Genomic DNA, 17,103 nt, shown 5'->3' on the forward strand with positions numbered 1-17,103 from the left:
GTGCCGGCCGCTGGCCGGCAACCAGGCAATCCTTCCGGGACGCCTGTGGCTGCCGGCCAGCGGCCGGCACTACCGATGATGGGCTGGCCTGCACCGGTATAATCGGGGCCTCTTCACTGCTGTGGCCGCCCCCCCTTGAACGACACGCCCGAACCCGTCGTCTCCGAGCTGATCGACCTGCTCACGCTGGAGCGTCTGGAGGACAACCTGTTCCGCGGGCAGAGCCGCGACATCGGCACCAAGTACGTGTTCGGCGGGCAAGTGCTGGGCCAGGCGCTGGCCGCAGCGCAGGCCACGGTCGACAATGGCCGCCACGTGCACTCACTGCACGCCTATTTCCTGCGCGCCGGCAACATCGACCACCCGATCGTCTACGACGTGGACCGTACCCGCGACGGCGGCAGCTTCTCGGTGCGCCGGGTCACCGCGATCCAGCACGGCAAGGTGATCTTCTTCTGCGCGGCCTCGTTCCAGCAGGCCGAGACCGGCGCCGAGCACCAGCACAAGATGCCCGAAGTGCCACAGCCGGAAGACATCGAGCCGAATCGTCCGCTGCCGGCGGAAGTGCTCGAACGCCTGCCGATCAAGGTGCAGCGCTGGCTGTCGCGCGGTGGCCCGTTCGAGTTCCGCCACGTGTACCCGCGCGACGAACTGAACCCACCCAAGCGCCCGCCCTACCACCAGGTGTGGCTGCGCCTGAGCGAACCGGTGGGCGATGCGCCGGAGCTGCACCAGGCGCTGCTGGCTTACGCCTCCGACTTCCACCTGCTGGGCACGGCGACCTTCCCGCACGGTATCAGCTACTACCACCCGCACGTGCAGATGGCCTCGCTCGACCACGCGATCTGGTTCCACCGCCCGTTCCGCGCCGACGACTGGCTGCTGTATTCGCTGGACAGCCCCAGCGCGCAGGATTCGCGCGGCCTGGCCCGCGGCCAGTTCTTCACCCGCAATGGCGTGCTGGTGGCCAGCACCGCGCAGGAAGGCCTGATCCGCGTCGTTCCCGACCAGGCCGCGGCCGCTGCCGTGCCAGCCAAGGAGTAACCCCATGCGCCAGATCTTCAGCAGCCAGCGCGTGGAAACCGTCGAAGGCGTGGCCGAGCTCCTGCGCGAGCATGGCATCGACGTCAAGGTGACCAACGGGCGCTCGTACAAGACCCGCCGCCGCGGTCAGTTCAGCTATACCGACCTGGGCAACGCCAACGCCTATCCGGCGGTGTGGATCGTACGCGCCGACGACCAGCCGCGCGCGCGTGAAATCCTGCGCGAGGCGCGCCTGCTCGACACCACCCGTCGCGACCACCCGACCGCCGAGTTCGCCTTCCGCGACGCGCCGGAACCGGGCAGCGGCGGCCGCAGCTGGGCCTGGCGCATCCGCATCGCCCTGCTGGTGGTGATCGCCGGCGTGGCGTTGGTGATCGGCCTGCGCCATCGCGGTGCCCCGGCACCGGTCGCACCGGCCCCTGCGCCGCAGGCCCAGCCGCAGCAGGTACAGCCGGCACCGCAGGCCGCGCCGGAAGAGGAAGAAGAAGTCCGGGTCCGCATCCAGCCCTCAAAATGACGCACGGGTAGTGCCGGCCGCCGTCCGGCAGCCACAAAAAGGGGACGGAGGGGATTAAGTCGTTTGAGGCACAAACGACTTAATCCCCTCCGTCCCCTTTTTTGTCATGAGGATGCCGGCCAGCGGCCGGCACTACCGCACAGAAAGTCGGTCACATTGGGCGCGCGGCTCCGTCATGGGACACAATCCCAGCAGGAGAGCCGCCGCCATGACGACGTTCGCCGCATCGATCGACCAGACTCTGGAACGCGAACTGCCGGCCGCCGCCAGCGGTTGCCAGCACGCCTATGGCCGCATCGTGCTGGCCTGCCAGAACACGGTCACCGCCATCGCGCTGGCCATCACCCGCGACCGCCAGGCCAGCGAGGACATCGCCCAGGAAGCCTTCGTCAAGGGCTGGCAGCAGCTGCACCAGCTGCGCAGTTCGACCAGTTTCCTGCCCTGGCTTCGGCAGATCACCCGCAACCTGGCCCGCGATTGGCTGCGTGCACAACGTGGCCGGCCGCTGACCGGCGAGGCCGCCGAGGTGGCGATGGGCATGGCCGCCGACCCTTCACCGGGCGCGGCCGACCGGCTGCAGCGGGTGGAAGAAGAGATCGCCGCCGAGGACATCATCTCCGCGTTGCCGGCCGACAGCCGCGAAGTCCTGCTGCTGTACTACCGCGAAGGGCAGCGCTCGCAACAGGTCGCCGACCTGCTCGGGCTCAGCGATGCGGCCGTGCGCAAGCGCCTGTCACGTGCACGTGCCCTGGTGCGCGACGGCCTGCTGCAGCGCTTCGGTGAGTTCGCGCGCAGCAGCGCGCCGAGCGCCGCATTCGCTACGGCGGTGGTTTCGATGGTACTGGTGGCCGCGCCCGGCACGGCCAGCGCAGCGATCCTGCTCGGCACCGGTGTCGGCGTGGGCGGCAGCAAGCTGGGCCTGGGCGGCGTCAGTGCCGCAGGCGGGGCAGCCATGGGTTCACTGACGGCCGCCGCCAGCCAGCTGCACCTGATTCCCGCCAGCGACTGGGCCACCGTTGCAGGTGGCGTCGTCGGCGGCATCATCGGCAGCTACCTGGGTGGCCGCTTCCTGCTGCGCTTCGCAGACACCCAGCAGGAACGAACAGCAGTGCGACGCTTCGTGCACCTCAATACGTTCACCGCGATGGTCGTCTGCACCAGCCTGCTGATCTCGCTGATGCTGCAGGTGCCAATCTGGCTGCAACTTGCGATTCTCGTCATCGGCCTGGGTACGGTGAACTACCAGTGCCTGGTGCCGCTGCAGCGCGTGATGGCACCCATGATCGCGCGCGATTCAGCGCGACGCGGCCGCAGCGGAACCAACTGGAAATACGAATCCGTGTACGGGCGCACCGGCATCATCGGGGCGAACGTATTCGTGATCGGCCTGGTGGTATATGCGCTGATGCGCAACGGAAACGTGTAACGGACAACGCCGGCAGCCTGCCGGCGTTGTCGTCATTCACTGCGTTGAACCTCAGCGCTGCGGCTTCGGCGCAGCGCCATCACGCGGACCGCCATGGCGCGGGCCACCGTGCATCGGGCCCTTGGCGGCGTCGAACTCGGCCTTGCTCAGCTGGCCATCCTTGTTGGTGTCGGCGGCAGCGAACCAGGCATCACGATGCTGCTTCATGCGCAGCTCGCGGTCGGCCTTGTCCAGGTAGCCGTCCTTGTTCAGATCAAGCTGGTCGAAGCGCGCGGCCAGGCGCGGATCGGCCTTGGCTTCCTCGCGGCTGATGCGGCCGTCCTTGTTGACGTCCAGCTTGGCCCAGCGCTCACCGCCGTGGCCACGTCGCCCATGCTGCCAGCGCGGCAGCTCATCGCGCGAGAGCTTGCCGTCCTTGTTCTTGTCCAGCTCGTCGAACTTCGCGGCCAGGCGCGGGTTGGCGGCGGCCTCGCTGCGGTCGATGACGCCGTCGCCGTTGGTGTCCAGCCTGGCCGGGCGCGGCGCGGGCGTGGTCGGGGTGTCGGCGGCCAGCGCGATACCGGAAGCGGAGGTGCCCAGCAGCAGGGCCAGCAGCAGGGGGGTACGGATCATGAGGTCACTCCTGGGGATGGGAACAGCGTCGGGGTGATCACTTCACCCTCGGGGGACAACAACGCCCGGGCGCGACGTCGGTTGACGCTACTGCCGATTCCATTCATCCGCCGGACAGTCGCCGCCACTGCGACAACCTGGGGCTATGCTGTGCCCATGGCGATACATGGCGACAGAGACGACGAACTGCGACTTTTCCAGACCGGCGAGCACCCCTGCGGGTACTGGTCGGACCGGGTGGCACGCGACCTGGTGCTGGACCCGAACGACCGCCGCCTCGGTGCGCTCTATCCGCTGGCACTGAGCTGGGGCTTCCGCCGCAGCGGCGACTTGGTCTACCGGCCGCATTGCGCGCACTGCCAGGCCTGCGTGGCGGTGCGCATCCCGGTGGCGCGCTTCGCTCCGGACCGCAGCCAGCGCCGCTGCGCCGCCCGCAATGCCGACCTGGAGGTGCGGATCACCGCCGCCACCGCCCGCGACGACCTGTTCGCGCTGTATCACCGCTACCTCACCCACCGCCACGCCAACGGCGGCATGGACGACCATGGACCGCACGAGTTCGAGCAGTTCCTGATCGGCAGCTGGTCGCACACCCGCTTCATGGAAATGCGCCTGCCCGGCCACGACGGCCAGCCCAGCCAGCTGCTGGGGGTGGCGGTGACCGACGTCACCGAGCACGGGCTGTCGGCGGTCTACACCTTCTTCGACCCGGACCATGCCGCGCGCGGGCTGGGCACCTTCGCGATCCTGCAACAGATCGAATGGGCGCGCCGCGAGGGGCTGCCACACGTGTATCTGGGCTACTGGATCCGCGGCCACCAGAAGATGGACTACAAGCGTCGCTTCCATCCGCTGGAAGCCTACGATGGCCGCCGCTGGCACGATTTCGACAATGATCTGGACGGGCGCTGACAAACCGCTGACACCGGGCCGGGTGCACAATACGGCCCATGAACATGACCCGCCGCCCCCCCCTGATCCTCGCCCTGGCCCTGCTCTGCGGCGCCACCGCCCCTGCCTTCGCCACGTCCCCCGCGATGACCGAAAAGCCGTCCGCTGCGCTGCGCCTGGCCACCTACAACACCTCGCTGTACTCCGATGACGCCGGTGGCCTGATCAAGGAACTGGAAGGTGACAGCGAACACGCGCGCAAGATCGCCGCGGTGCTGCAGCAGGTGCGCCCGGACCTGGTACTGCTGAATGAGTTCGACTTCGACGACGCCCATCGCGCCGCCGACCTGTTCCAGAAGCGCTACCTGGAAGTGGCCCAGCCTGGCGGCGGCAAGCCGCTGCACTTCGCCTACCGCTACCTGGCACCGGTCAACACCGGCGTGCCCAGCGGGCTGGACCTGGACAACAACGGCGTGGTCGGTGGCGAAGGCCGCAGCCGCGGCAACGATGCATGGGGCTACGGCCTGCACCCGGGCCAGTACGGCATGCTGGTGCTGTCGCGCTACCCGATCGATGAAGCCAAGGTGCGCAGCTTCCAGCTGCTGAAGTGGAGCGCGATGCCCGGTGCGATCCGCCCGGTCGATCCGCGTACCGGCAAGAGCTTCTACAACGACCACGTGTGGTCGCAGCTGCGCCTGTCGTCGAAGTCGCATTGGGACGTGCCGGTGAAGACCCCGGCCGGCGTGGTGCATGCGCTGGTCTCGCATCCGACCCCGCCGGTGTTCGACGGTCCGGAGAAGCGCAACGCGGCGCGCAACCACGACGAACTGCGCCTGTGGCAGGAATACCTGTCCAAGGGTGACAAGCCGTGGCTGTGCGACGACAAGGGCCAGTGCGGCGGCCTGGCGCAGGACGCGCGCTTCGTGATCCTCGGCGACCTCAACAACGACCCGGTCGACGGCGACGGTCGCCATGAGGCGATCGTCGAGCTGATCGAGAACGCCCGCGTGCTGCGCTACCCCACCCCGCGCAGCGTCGGCGGCGAGCAGACCAGCCTGGCCTATGCGGCCAAGGGCATCGAGCGCAAGGGCGCACCGTTCCACGCCACCGGCGATTTCGGCCCGAAGTCCGGCACCATGCGCCTGGACTACGTGCTGCCCTCGACCGGTTTCGAATACGTCGGCAGCGGTATCTTCTGGCCGGCCAATGAAAGCCCGGAAGCGAAGATCGCCGACGGCAGCGACCATCATCTGGTGTGGGTGGACGTGCGGTAGAGCAGCGTACCGACCAACGGTCGGTACCCACCGGGTTTCGGTAGGCGACGACCGTTGGTCGTCGCTCCTTTTTCAGGGGCGCAGTTCGACGCCGATGGCTTCGGCGGCATCACGCGCGATGGCGCGTGCTTCGTCGATGGTTTCCGCGCGCGCCAGGGTCACGCCCACGCGACGATGACCGTGCACGCTCGGCTTGCCGAACAGGCGCACGGCGGTGTCCGGCACCTGCAGCGCGGCGGCGACGTTGTTGAAGTACGGCACGCCCTCGCCGTGTGCCAGCAATGCGCACGATGCCGACGGGCCGCTCTGGCGGATCACCGGAATCGGCAGGCCAAGGATGGCGCGCGCATGCAGCGCGAATTCGCTCAGTTCCTGCGATACCAGCGTCACCAGGCCGGTGTCGTGCGGGCGCGGCGACACTTCGCTGAACCACACCTCATCACCCTTCACGAACAGCTCGACGCCGAACAGGCCCCAGCCGCCAAGGTCGTCGGTGATCGCGCGCGAAATCTCTTCGGCACGCGCCAGCGCGGCGCTCGACATCGGCTGCGGCTGCCAGCTTTCGCGGTAATCACCATCCTTCTGCAGATGGCCGATCGGCGCGCAGAACGAGGTGCCGCCGGCATGGCGCACGGTCAGCAGGGTGATCTCGTAATCGAAATCGATGAAGCCTTCGACGATGCAGCGGCCGGCACCGGCACGGCCACCGGTCTGCGCGTACTCCCACGCCGGGGCGATGTCCGCCTCGCTGCGCAGGGTGCTCTGGCCCTTGCCCGAGGACGACATCACCGGCTTGACCACGCACGGCAGGCCGATGGCGGCCACGGCAGCACGGTATTCGGCCTCGGTATCGACGAAGCGGTACGGCGAGGTCGGCAGGCCCAGGGTCTCGGCGGCGAGGCGGCGGATGCCTTCGCGGTCCATGGTCAGGCGCGCAGCGCGCGCGGTCGGGATCACCCGCAGGCCCTGTTCCTGTTCCAGCTGGACCAGGGTTTCGGTGTGGATGGCCTCGATCTCCGGCACCACCAGGTGCGGCTGCTCCTGGGCGATCAGCGCACGCAGGGCCATCGCGTCGAGCATGTCGATCACGTGCGAGCGGTGCGCGACCTGCATGGCCGGCGCATCGGCATAGCGATCGGCGGCGATCACCTCCACGCCCAGCCGCTGCAGCTCGATGGCCACCTCCTTGCCGAGTTCGCCCGAGCCCAGCAGCAGCACGCGGGTGGCGGAGGGGGACAACGGAGTTCCAAGCTTGGCCATGGCGGTTCCAGCAGCGATGTGAAGGCGGGTGGGCATTCTAGCTGGCCGACCGCCCCGGCCACGGCATCCGACGAACGGTAGTCGACAAGTGATATCACTTTGATATCTTCAACTCGAACCCTCAAGGACGTACTGCCATGAAAGAGAAGTCACTGTCTTCCCTCAACGGCCTCGGCACGCTGGTCGGCGCCCTGCTCGTCGCCCTCGCTGGCGCCGCCCTGTTCGTACTGGGAGTGGCAGCCAAGGCCAGTGCCGGCTCGCCCAATCTGTTGCTGATGCTGCTGGGCGCCCTGCTGGTGGTGCTGGGCGTGTTCATCCTGGCCGGCCTGTACACCATCCAGCCCAACCAGGCGGCGGTGCTGAGCCTGTTCGGCAAGTACGTGGGCACCGTGAAGGACAACGGCCTGCGCTGGAACAACCCCTTCTATGCCAAGCGCCGGGTCAGCCAGCGCGTGCGCAACTTCGAGAGCGGCAAGCTGAAGGTCAACGAGCTGGACGGCAGCCCCATCGAGATCGCCGCAGTGATCGTCTGGCAGGTGGTCGACGCCTCCGAAGCGGTCTACAACGTGGACGACTACGAGAGCTTCGTGCACATCCAGTCCGAATCCGCGCTGCGCGCGATGGCCACCAGCTATCCCTACGACCAGCACGAGGATGGCCAGCTGGCCCTGCGCAGCCACGCCAGCGAGATCTCCCAGCACCTGAAGAACGAGCTGGCCGAGCGTCTGGCCGACGCCGGCGTGCAGGTGATCGACGCACGCATCAGCCACCTGGCCTACGCCGCTGAAATTGCCCAGGCCATGCTGCAGCGTCAGCAGGCCAACGCGGTGATCGCCGCTCGCACGCGCATCGTGGCCGGTGCAGTCGGCATGGTCGAAATGGCCCTGGCCGAACTGCAGAAGAACGGCGTGGTTGAACTGGACGAGGAACGCAAGGCGCACATGGTCAGCAACCTGCTGACCGTGCTGTGCTCGGACCGCGGCACCCAACCGATCGTCAACGCCGGTTCGCTTTACTGAGCCATCCTCGCAACGGGGTGCCCCACCGCCCCGCCAGGAGTTTTCATGAGTGAGAAGAAAGCCTATCCGCTGCGCATCAATGCCGAGGTCCTGGCCGCGGCACAGCGCTGGGCTGACGACGAGCTGCGCAGCCTCAACGCGCAGATCGAATACGTACTGCGCGACGCCCTGCGCAAGGCAGGACGCCTGCCGAAACCCACGCCATCGCCGGAGGACAAGGAATGAGCAAGCGCTGGAGCTACCAGACCATCGAGGTCAAGACGTCCATGATGGGTGTACTCAAGCCCGAGGACGTGCAGGCCGAACTCAGCCGCCAGGGCCAACTGGGCTGGGAACTGGTCAACATCATCATCCCGGCGCCGATGCGCCCGGCGATGCTGGTGTTCAAGAAGGAGGCCTGAACCATGGGCGGCAGCGACCCGAAACCCTTTGACGTGGCCGAGAGCTCGCCGCTGCGCGTGCTCTGGATCGTGCTGCCGCTGCTGGCTGCCTTCGTGGCCTGCCTGTATGCGCAGCTGTACAAGGCACCGGCGAGCGCACCCTGGATCGAAGTAACGCTGTCGCCGCCCTGGTTCCGGATGGGCGGCAGTGCGGCATGGAGCCTGCTGGTGATTGCCCTGCTGGGCATTGGACTGGGCACGGCCTTCTTCCGCCGCCGGGTGGAACTGGCCGGCGATGTGCTGGACGTGCGTTCAACGATGTACCGGCGGCGGGTGCCGGTGGCGCAGTTGCGGCTGGACCAGGCCGAGGTGGTCGACCTGCAGCGTGACCGCCGCTACGGCATCCGTGTCAAAACCAATGGCTATTCAATGCCGGGCTTCTACTCGGGCCACTTTCGCCTGCAGGGAGGCGGCAAGGGCTTCGCCCTGGTCACCGACCGTGCGCGTGTGCTCGCCCTGCCGGTCAGTGATGGCAGCACGCTGCTGCTCAGTGTGGACCGGCCGCAGGCGCTGCTCGATGCGCTGCGCAAGGTGGCCGCGTCGGCGCCACGGCAGTAAGCTGCGGCGATGCAACGACGCGCGCCCCTGCTGATCAATACCGAGGCCATCGAGCTGTGGCCCGCCCACCTGTTGCGCGCACGCAGCAACCTGGATGCACGCCTGCTGTCGCAGGCGCAGTGGGTGCTGCGGCGCAAGCGTGATGGCCGCTATCTGGCGGTGGTACTGGCGCAGGGTGTGCACGCCATGGTGCCGCGCCTGCCGCGCGAACCCGGGGTCGAGGAAGCACTGGCACTGCTGGATGCCGCGGCTGCACGGCCCTTCGGCGCCGGACTGGAAGATCAGTGGCTGCCGCTGGCCGGGTTGCAGCAGCGCCTGCAGCAGCTTGGCCTGGATGCACAGCGCTATGCCGACGACAGCGGCCTGCCGCTGGAATCCGAGCCGTGCCTGCTGCACTTCGCCGGTCGCGACCGCTTTGCACGCCCATTGTGGCTGCGCCGTGGCGCCGCGCAGGGCTGGCGACGGATGCGACTGCACGCGGCACAGGATGGAATTGCGCTGGATGCCATCTCCGGCTTCCGCAGCCATGCCTACCAGTTGGGCATCTTCGAACGGAAGCTGGCGCGCGGCTTGAGCGTGGCCGAGATCCTGAAGGTGAATGCCGCACCGGGTTTCAGCGAACACCACAGCGGCCACGCGCTGGACATCGGCACACCAGGCGACGCCCCGGCCGAAGAGTCGTTCGAAGCCACCAACGCGTTCGCGTGGCTGCAGGCGCATGCCGGCGGGCACGGCTTCCATCTGAGTTACCCGCGCGACAACCCGCACGGCATCGTCTACGAACCGTGGCACTGGTGCTGGAGACCGGCCAACGGCTGAGCCCCTCGTGGCGGCCGCAGGGCGAAATTCATGGAGCTGTCCGGGCGGATTCCGCGCGCGCCCACCACGAGATGGAACAAGAAGGCAAAGACAGAAGCCGGTCGCTTCGCTCGAAGCCTCTACAACGGATCAGCGCGCGGCTGTTGGGTCCGCCTTCAAGCGAGCCGAGCACCGCAGGTCCGGCGAGGGCGAAGAGGTGCGGGTGTCTGAGCGCAGCGAGTTCCCGCACCGCCCCTCGACGGGCCGAGGAGCGCAGGGGACCGGTGCGCAGCACCGGCTCGCGGCCGGCGGCGCGTTTCTTTTGGTTACTTTTCTTTTCGCGCGAAAAGAAGAGTAACGCCCATGGACGGCGCAGATCGCATCAGCATGGATCGAAGAAACAACCTCGACTCAGTCACCGCCTCAACGCATTGATCGCCAGCAACACCCACCCGGCCATCATGCTGGTGCCCCCGATCGGCGCCATCCGCGTCGGCCACTGCCACAAGGCACCGCCCACCAGGCTGCCGGAAAACAGCAACACGCCCAGCAGCAGCACGTACAGCGCCAGGTGCGCGGTCGCCCCCTGCGCACGCGGGCCAAGCGCCACCAGCACCGCGCCATGCGCGAACGCATACAGTGCCGCCATGTTCAGGTGCTGCTGCGCCAGCGGGTCAGCCACACCGTGCGATGCGTAGGCGGACAGGCCGATCGAGGCCGCCGCCAGCAGCGCACCAAGGCAGGCCAGCAGGGAAGGCTTACGTGCGCGACGTTCCAGGTTGAACATGGGGGCTCCTTGCACAGCGCCCTTTCCGGGCGCCAGATGAAAAAAAACGCGCCGCAATGAGCGGCGCGTTTTCGTGTCCAACACTACATGGGTCAGCCGAGGCTTACTTGACGGCCCAGTAAATGTCGTAGGTACCTTCCGGGGTGAACGACTTGTCGATGCCATCCTTCCAGGTTTCGTACGGACGGTCGATCACTTCGTTGCCGGAGGTCACAGCCCAGGCGCGCAGGCCGTTGCGGGCAACGTCCAGACCCGCCATGTGGCCGGTGTAGGCCGCATGTGCCGAGCGGTGCGGAGCCACGTGCACGTACTTCACCGGAGCGCCACCGTCGATCTTGACGGTCAGGGCTTCAGCGGTGGCACCTTCAGCACCCTTCTTCTTCACCGGCTGGGCGATGTCGAAGGCGTACTTCTCCTGGCCGAAGTCGGTGGTGATGATGCGGAACGGACCGGCGGCTTCAAGGCCATTGGCCTCCATCACGCGCTTGATCCACTCCTGGTTGTCCTTGATGGACTTGGTGATCGTGTCCTGACCGCGGTCCACGTTACCGGCGTTGACGACCAGCAGATCCTCAGCCGGCACATCGACGATGGCCAGATCGGTCAGCGGGGCTTCCGGCGTGCGGTAGTCGACGTTCGGGACGGTAGCCAGCATGTTGGCCATGCGCGACAGGCCCATCTTGATGTCGTCGCCGATCTGGCGGCTGACATACAGGCCTGCATAACGGCCGAACAGGTCGAAGCCGTACTTCACCGAGTAGTCCTGGGTGATCTTCACGTTGCGGCCACCCTTGCCGGTCGGCTCCAGGGTGAAGGTGGTGACCTTGTCGTGACCCTTGGTGGCGTCTTCGATGGCGATCGCAACGCGCTTGTTCTCTTCGGCGTCGGTGATCTTCCAGGAGCCGGTGCCCAGGTCCTTGGAGGTGAAGTCCAGGGTGGCACCCTTGCCGGAGGCCGGGCCGGACAGCTTCAGTTCAACGGCGGGATCGCGCAGTACCAGCGGGTTCCAGTCCTTGAAGCGGCGCAGGCTGCTGACCGTGTCGTACACGATCGTCATCTTGCGGTTGGTCTCGATGCTTTCGGTGATGTGACGCTCGCCCGGCAGACATACGCCAATGATGACGAACAGGCCAGCCACGATCCCCAAGGCGATCAGGAACTCGATAATACGGGTCATTCAGAGAGTCTCCGGGGCCGATCCCACGGCCGGGTTGATTGAAGCGAAGCGCCAATCCTAGCAGGCTTCGCGGGCATTGTTTATCGGGATTGGCGCACCGGTTTCCCTGCCGGCTGCGTATTTGTATGGACAAAGAATTCGAAGGGTAACGCATACCGCTGCCCGGCAAGTAGGGGGGCACCTTGGCCGGAACCCCCTGCCACCACCCAAGTCTTTGTACCGAAACGATTTTCCTCAGACCAGCTGGAGTTCGAACGCCTTCAGTACCGCGCGCGTACGGTCGCGCACACCCAGCTTGGAGAGGATGTTGGACACGTGGTTCTTGATGGTGCCCTCGGCCACGCCCAGCGAGTTGGCGATCTCCTTGTTGGAGAAGCCGCTGGCCATCAGCCGCAGGATCTCGGTCTCGCGGTCGGTCAGCGGGTCCGGGCGGTCCAGGCTGACGAACTCGTTGCGCATGTGCTCCAGGCCCGACAACAGGCGCTGGGTCACCGCCGGCTGTACCAGCGAACCACCCTCGGCCACGGTACGGATGGCACCGACCAGCTGTGCCAGGGTCACATCCTTGAGCAGGTAACCCTTGGCACCGGCCTTGAGGCCAGCCAGCACCAGCTGATCGTCATCGAAGGTGGTGAGGATGATGGTCGGCGGCAGCTGTTCCTGCCGCGACAGCACCTGCAGCGCTTCCAGTCCGGACATCACCGGCATGCGCATGTCCATCAGGACCACGTCGGGGCGCACCTGCGGGATCAGCTCGACCGCCTGCCGGCCATCGCCGGCCTCGGCCACCACCTCGATGCCATCGTCGAGCGCCAGCAGGGAGCGGATTCCCTGCCGCACCAGGGTTTGGTCATCGACCAGGCAGACGCGAATCATCAACGTACTCCTTCAGGAACCTTGGTAAGGGCGGCCACCAGCACCGTTGCCGGCACCGTTGCCCGCAGGCGGAAGCCTTCACCGGGACGGGTCTCGATCTGCAGCTGGCCACCACATTGTTGCAGGCGCTCGCGCATGCCGCGCAAGCCATTGCCCACATTGACCATGTCCGCGCCGACACCGTCGTCGCGGGCCTCCACCACCACCCGGTCCGGGGCTTCACGGTACACCTTGATCCACAGGTGGCGCGCACCGGCGTGGCGCACGGCGTTGGTGATGATCTCCTGCGTGCAGCGCAGCAGGACGTGGGCCCGCTGGGGGTCCTCCACGTTCAGCGGATCCTCGATCTCCAGCTGGATGTCCAGCGAGGGCACGTTCTCGGTCAGCGGGCGCAGCGCCGCGGCCAGGTCGATCGCGCCGGTCTCGCGCAGCTGGCTGACCACCTCGCGCACGTTGCCCAGCAGCAGTTTGGCCAAGGTGTGGGAGCGCTTCACGTGCTCCAGCGCCTGCCCTTCGGCCAGGTGCCCGGCCACTTCCAGGTTCAGGGTCAGCGCGGTCAGCTGGTGGCCCAGCAGGTCATGCAGCTCGCGCGAGATGCGGGTGCGCTCATTGACGCGGGCACTCTCGGCAAGCAAGGCGCGGGTGGCACGCAGCTCTGAATTGAGCCGGCGCTGTTCGTCGCGCGCCTCGGTCTGCTGCCGGGCAACCAGGCTGGTCACGAAGATGAACATGGAAAAGCCGCCGTACAGCAGCGACTGCATCACCGCTTCGAACAACGGGAAGCGCAGCAGCAAGTAGTAGACCGGGGCCACCGCCAGTTGGCTGACCAGCAGCCACAGCACGCCCAGCCGCACCGACAGCATCCACGGGATGACCCCGGCGGCCACCATCATCAGGATGCTGCCCAGGCCCGAGCCGCTGAGGAAGCTGACGCCCAGCGCCGAAATCGTCAGCAGCAGCAGCAGGCCGCGGTCCAGCCAGCTGGTGGGGCTGTCGCTGCGCAGGATGCGGGTCAGCCAGTAATAGGAGGTGCCGAAGGACAGGTAGGCGACGAACAGCAGGACCGCCCAGCCGCCCATGTCACCGCGGCTGTGCAGGTTCTCGAACTGCGAGTACGCCAGGGGCAGACCGACCATGACCCAGGTGAACAGGCCGGCCAGGCGAAGGACGCGGGTATGGCTGAGGACTCCCAACATGCCAGCACTCTACGGGCCCGGCCTGCACATCGCACCCCACGGAAGTCATGCCTGCCCGGTCGCCTGTTCATGCCGCAGCCCACCCCGGGCATGCAATAATCGTGCGCAGGGTCCCTTGATGGACCAACCGCGTTACCCCACGGAGTCACAATGTCGATTGTCATCCGCGACGTGCGCGAGCACGAGCTCGATTCCGTCCTGGCTTTGAACAACAACGCTGGCCTGGCCATCCTTCCCCTGGATGCGGCCCGCCTGCGCCTGTTCTATGAAACCGCTGAGTATTTCCGCGTCGCCGAGCGCGACGGCAACCTGGCCGGCTTCCTGATCGGCTTCGGCAGCGACAGCCAGCACGACAGCAGCAACTTCGCCTGGTTCAAGCAGCAGCTGGACACCCCCTTCTTCTACATCGACCGCATCGTGGTCGCCAGCCGCCGCCGCGGCGGTGGCGTCGGCCGTGCGTTCTATGCCGACGCGCAGAGCTTTGCCGAGCTGCGCTACCCGCAGATGACCTGCGAAGTCTTCCTCGACCACGGCGCCGATGCCGCCCTGCTCTTCCACGGCAGCTTCGGCTTCCGCGAGCTGGGCCAGAACACCATGGCCCAGGTCGATGTGCGTGCCAGCATGCTGGCCAAGGAACTGTGCAGCTACCCGTGGGTCCAGGAGACCTACGGCGGCAAGCTGCCGGATGTGGCATGGACACGCGCCCGGCAGCTGCCGGCGCAGGCACAGCGGCCGACGGGGACCTGAGCGTGGCGGTGAATTTCGATTACGAACAGGCCGGTGAACTGAAGATCGGCCAGGTGGGCATCGCCAACCTTCGCATCCGTACCCTTGATGTCGAACGCCTCGTGCAGGAAATGCGCGAGCGCGTGACCCGTGCGCCGAAGCTGTTCGGCCGCGCGGCGGTGATCCTCGATTTCGGCGGCCTGAGCCAGGTTCCGGACGTGGTCACCGCACAGGCGCTGGTCGATGGCCTGCGCAGCGCCGGCGTGCTGCCGGTGGCGCTGGCCTATGGCACCAGCGCGGTCGACCTGCTCTCGCAGCAGCTCGGCCTGCCGCTGCTGGCCAAGTTCCGCGCCCAGTACGAACGTGCCGAGGCCGAAGCGGCCCCGCCGCCGCCCGCACCGGAACCGCGCCGCGCCACGCGTGCCGAACCGAAGCCAGCCCCGGCCGCACCGGTGGCCAAGATCGCCGATGCAGCCGCGCCGCAGCCAGGCCGCATGCAGCTGGGCAACGTGCGTTCGGGCCAGCAGCTGTACGCGGAGAACTGCGACCTGACCGTGATGGCCACCGTCGGCGCCGGCGCCGAGGTCATCGCCGATGGCAGCATCCATATCTACGGCACCCTGCGCGGCCGCGCGCTGGCAGGGGCCCAGGGCAACACCGCGGCACGCATCTTCTGCCGTGATTTCCATGCGGAACTGGTGGCCATTGCAGGCCACTACAAGGTACTGGACGATGTTCCGGACAACCTGCGCGGCAAGGCCGTGCAGGTGTGGCTGGAACAGGACCAGATCAAGATCGCTGCGCTGGACTGACGCAGCCCCAAACTAATGCAGAACCAGGAGAAGTCCTTTGGCTGAAATCATCGTAGTCACCTCCGGCAAGGGCGGCGTGGGCAAGACCACTTCCAGCGCGAGCCTGGCCTGTGGCCTGGCGCGGCGCGGCAAGAAGGTGGCGGTGATCGACTTCGACGTCGGCCTGCGCAACCTCGACCTGATCATGGGGTGCGAACGCCGCGTGGTGTACGACTTCGTCAACGTCGTGCATGGCGAAGCCACCCTCAAGCAGGCCCTGATCAAGGACAAGCGCTTCGACAACCTGTATGTGTTGGCCGCCTCGCAGACCCGCGACAAGGACGCACTGACCCAGGAAGGCGTGGGCAAGGTCCTGAAGGACCTGGCCGCCGATGGCTTCGATTACATCATCTGCGACTCGCCGGCCGGCATCGAAAAGGGAGCGTTCCTGGCGATGTACTTCGCCGACCGCGCCGTGGTGGTGGTGAACCCGGAAGTGTCCTCGGTGCGCGACTCCGACCGCATCATCGGCCTGCTGGACTCGAAGACCCACAAGGCCGAATCCGGCCAGAACGTGCCTGCCTTCCTGCTGCTGACCCGCTACACCCCGCTGCGCGTGGAAACCGGCGAGATGCTCAGCATCGCCGACGTCGAGGAAGTGCTGGGGCTGAAGGCCATCGGCGTGATCCCCGAATCGGGCGACGTGCTCAATGCGTCCAACAAGGGCGAACCGGTGATCCTGGATGTCGAATCCGCTGCCGGCCAGGCGTATGACGACGCCGTCGCGCGCATCCTCGGCGAAGATCGCCCGATGCGCTTCACCAGCGTCGAGAAGAAGGGCTTCTTCAGCAAGCTGTTCGGAGGGTAAGCATGGGCCTGTTCGATTTCCTCAAAGCGAAGAAGACCACCGCCGAAACCGCAAAGAACCGCCTGCAGATCATCATCGCGCAGGAACGCAGCCACCGCGGTGGCCCGGACTACCTGCCGCTGCTGCAGCGCGAGCTGCTGGAAGTGATCAAGAAGTACGTGAACATCGACGTCGATGCGGTGAAGGTCGACCTGGTGAAGGATGGCCAGCACGATGTGCTGGACATCTCCGTGGCGCTGCCTGAAGGCCCGGACAAACCCTGATGCCCCGCCCCGCCCGTGCCTGCATGGGCGGGGCCGCGTGACATGCATGACCGATACGACAACCGCCGTGGACATCACCTGCGTGGGCGACATCGCCTTCGCCGACGCGCAGTGCCTGCTCGCCGCGCATGGCCTTCGCCTGCACCACGTGGCCGCAGGCGAACCGATTCCCGGCAGCTACTGGGGCGAGCCCGAGGCGGGCATCATCGCCAGCAATGTCTATGTGCGCGATGACACCCCGGTGCATTCGATGCTGCATGAAGCCTGCCACCTGATCGTATTGCCGCCGGAGCGGCGCGCGCAGGTGCACACCGACGCCACCGATTCGGTCGCCGAGGAAGATGCCACCTGCTACCTGCAGATCGTGCTGGCCGGGCGTTTGCCTGGTGTCGGCAGTGCGCGGTTGATGGCCGACATGGATGCCTGGGGGTACACGTATCGGCTGGGGTCGACACAGGCGTGGTTCGAGCAGGACGCCGAAGACGCGAAGGCGTGGTTGGTCGAACGCGGGTTGCCGGTGGCGTGATTCACCGGGAACCGGGGTCAGATCCCTTTTGCGTCGCAAAAGGGATCTGACCCC

21 protein-coding genes are annotated in these 17,103 nt (G+C 66.9%); 15 read left to right on the forward strand and 6 right to left on the reverse strand.

Translation table 11 applies throughout. The annotated features are described in order from the left end of the window. Positions 1-135 precede the first annotated feature (135 nt). From tesB to AC5P6S_RS09470, 3 genes are all read left to right on the forward strand, one after another. Positions 136-1,044, forward strand: coding sequence for an acyl-CoA thioesterase II (tesB, locus tag AC5P6S_RS09460; protein ID WP_005412623.1), 909 nt, complete (start codon positions 136-138; stop codon positions 1,042-1,044). Positions 1,045-1,048: 4 nt separating this feature from the next. Continuing rightward, complete coding sequence (locus AC5P6S_RS09465; RefSeq protein ID WP_012479448.1) at positions 1,049-1,561, forward strand: hypothetical protein; 513 nt, start codon at positions 1,049-1,051, stop codon at positions 1,559-1,561. 208 nt (positions 1,562-1,769) lie between these two features. Next, on the forward strand, positions 1,770-2,987 hold the full coding sequence (locus tag AC5P6S_RS09470) for an RNA polymerase sigma factor (protein WP_012479447.1): 1,218 nt from the start codon (positions 1,770-1,772) through the stop codon (positions 2,985-2,987). A gap of 51 nt (positions 2,988-3,038) precedes the next feature. Here AC5P6S_RS09470 and AC5P6S_RS09475 read toward each other — a convergent pair whose 3' ends face one another. Then, positions 3,039-3,599, reverse strand: a complete 561-nt coding sequence (locus AC5P6S_RS09475) for an EF-hand domain-containing protein (RefSeq protein WP_005412620.1) — start codon at positions 3,597-3,599, stop codon at positions 3,039-3,041. Positions 3,600-3,755: 156 nt separating this feature from the next. Here AC5P6S_RS09475 and AC5P6S_RS09480 point away from each other — a divergent pair, with 156 nt between their 5' ends. Further along, complete coding sequence (locus AC5P6S_RS09480) at positions 3,756-4,511, forward strand: arginyltransferase (RefSeq protein WP_005408547.1); 756 nt, start codon at positions 3,756-3,758, stop codon at positions 4,509-4,511. 38 nt (positions 4,512-4,549) lie between these two features. Next, positions 4,550-5,764, forward strand: a complete 1,215-nt coding sequence (locus tag AC5P6S_RS09485; protein ID WP_044569657.1) for an endonuclease/exonuclease/phosphatase family protein — start codon at positions 4,550-4,552, stop codon at positions 5,762-5,764. 72 nt (positions 5,765-5,836) lie between these two features. Here the strand turns inward: AC5P6S_RS09485 and purT are convergent, their stop codons facing one another. Beyond that, a complete protein-coding gene (purT, locus tag AC5P6S_RS09490; protein ID WP_005412617.1) occupies positions 5,837-7,024 on the reverse strand; it encodes a formate-dependent phosphoribosylglycinamide formyltransferase in 1,188 nt (395 codons plus the stop codon). Between the two features lie 137 nt (positions 7,025-7,161). Between purT and AC5P6S_RS09495 the strand changes: the two genes are divergently transcribed. From AC5P6S_RS09495 to AC5P6S_RS09515, 5 genes are read left to right on the forward strand one after another with little or no spacing between them, the layout of a single operon-like run. Further along, entirely contained in the window at positions 7,162-8,043 is an 882-nt protein-coding gene (locus AC5P6S_RS09495) for an SPFH domain-containing protein (protein WP_012479444.1), read from the forward strand. Between the two features lie 45 nt (positions 8,044-8,088). Then, positions 8,089-8,268, forward strand: coding sequence for a type II toxin-antitoxin system antitoxin (locus AC5P6S_RS09500; RefSeq protein ID WP_005408543.1), 180 nt, complete (start codon positions 8,089-8,091; stop codon positions 8,266-8,268). After that, a complete protein-coding gene (locus AC5P6S_RS09505; RefSeq protein WP_005408542.1) occupies positions 8,265-8,444 on the forward strand; it encodes a DUF4177 domain-containing protein in 180 nt (59 codons plus the stop codon). Before AC5P6S_RS09500 ends, AC5P6S_RS09505 begins: the two co-directional genes overlap by 4 nt. Before the next feature lie 3 nt (positions 8,445-8,447). Continuing rightward, on the forward strand, positions 8,448-9,041 hold the full coding sequence (locus AC5P6S_RS09510; RefSeq protein WP_024956285.1) for a PH domain-containing protein: 594 nt from the start codon (positions 8,448-8,450) through the stop codon (positions 9,039-9,041). Positions 9,042-9,050: 9 nt separating this feature from the next. After that, positions 9,051-9,860, forward strand: a complete 810-nt coding sequence (locus tag AC5P6S_RS09515) for a D-alanyl-D-alanine carboxypeptidase family protein (protein ID WP_171968359.1) — start codon at positions 9,051-9,053, stop codon at positions 9,858-9,860. 394 nt (positions 9,861-10,254) lie between these two features. On the opposite strand, the gene AC5P6S_RS09520 is transcribed toward AC5P6S_RS09515, so the two are convergent. The 4 genes from AC5P6S_RS09520 to AC5P6S_RS09535 form a co-directional block, all read right to left on the reverse strand. Further along, positions 10,255-10,626, reverse strand: coding sequence for a DUF423 domain-containing protein (locus AC5P6S_RS09520; protein ID WP_005408539.1), 372 nt, complete (start codon positions 10,624-10,626; stop codon positions 10,255-10,257). A gap of 103 nt (positions 10,627-10,729) precedes the next feature. Further along, entirely contained in the window at positions 10,730-11,803 is a 1,074-nt protein-coding gene (locus AC5P6S_RS09525) for a polyketide cyclase (RefSeq protein WP_005408538.1), read from the reverse strand. A gap of 234 nt (positions 11,804-12,037) precedes the next feature. Continuing rightward, positions 12,038-12,679: a response regulator gene (locus AC5P6S_RS09530; protein WP_005408537.1), complete on the reverse strand. Its 642-nt coding sequence runs from the start codon at positions 12,677-12,679 to the stop codon at positions 12,038-12,040. Continuing rightward, positions 12,679-13,875 carry a sensor histidine kinase gene (locus AC5P6S_RS09535; protein WP_005408536.1) on the reverse strand — a complete coding sequence of 399 codons (1,197 nt, stop codon included), beginning with the start codon at positions 13,873-13,875 and terminating at the stop codon, positions 12,679-12,681. Before AC5P6S_RS09535 ends, AC5P6S_RS09530 begins: the two co-directional genes overlap by 1 nt. Before the next feature lie 150 nt (positions 13,876-14,025). Between AC5P6S_RS09535 and AC5P6S_RS09540 the strand changes: the two genes are divergently transcribed. From AC5P6S_RS09540 to AC5P6S_RS09560, 5 genes are read left to right on the forward strand one after another with little or no spacing between them, the layout of a single operon-like run. Beyond that, positions 14,026-14,622 (forward strand): GNAT family N-acetyltransferase, encoded by a 597-nt coding sequence (locus tag AC5P6S_RS09540; RefSeq protein ID WP_005408535.1) that lies wholly within the window; start codon positions 14,026-14,028, stop codon positions 14,620-14,622. Beyond that, complete coding sequence (minC, locus tag AC5P6S_RS09545; protein ID WP_099561806.1) at positions 14,568-15,413, forward strand: septum site-determining protein MinC; 846 nt, start codon at positions 14,568-14,570, stop codon at positions 15,411-15,413. The genes AC5P6S_RS09540 and minC overlap by 55 nt, the downstream gene beginning before the upstream one ends. 37 nt (positions 15,414-15,450) lie before the next feature. Next, positions 15,451-16,260: a septum site-determining protein MinD gene (gene minD / locus AC5P6S_RS09550; protein ID WP_005408533.1), complete on the forward strand. Its 810-nt coding sequence runs from the start codon at positions 15,451-15,453 to the stop codon at positions 16,258-16,260. 2 nt (positions 16,261-16,262) lie between these two features. Beyond that, positions 16,263-16,523 (forward strand): cell division topological specificity factor MinE, encoded by a 261-nt coding sequence (minE, locus tag AC5P6S_RS09555; RefSeq protein WP_005408532.1) that lies wholly within the window; start codon positions 16,263-16,265, stop codon positions 16,521-16,523. Positions 16,524-16,569: 46 nt separating this feature from the next. Then, on the forward strand, positions 16,570-17,049 hold the full coding sequence (locus AC5P6S_RS09560; RefSeq protein ID WP_044569652.1) for a hypothetical protein: 480 nt from the start codon (positions 16,570-16,572) through the stop codon (positions 17,047-17,049). Positions 17,050-17,103: the final 54 nt, after the last annotated feature.

Source organism: Stenotrophomonas sp. YJH_SMC_119 (genome assembly GCF_059368315.1).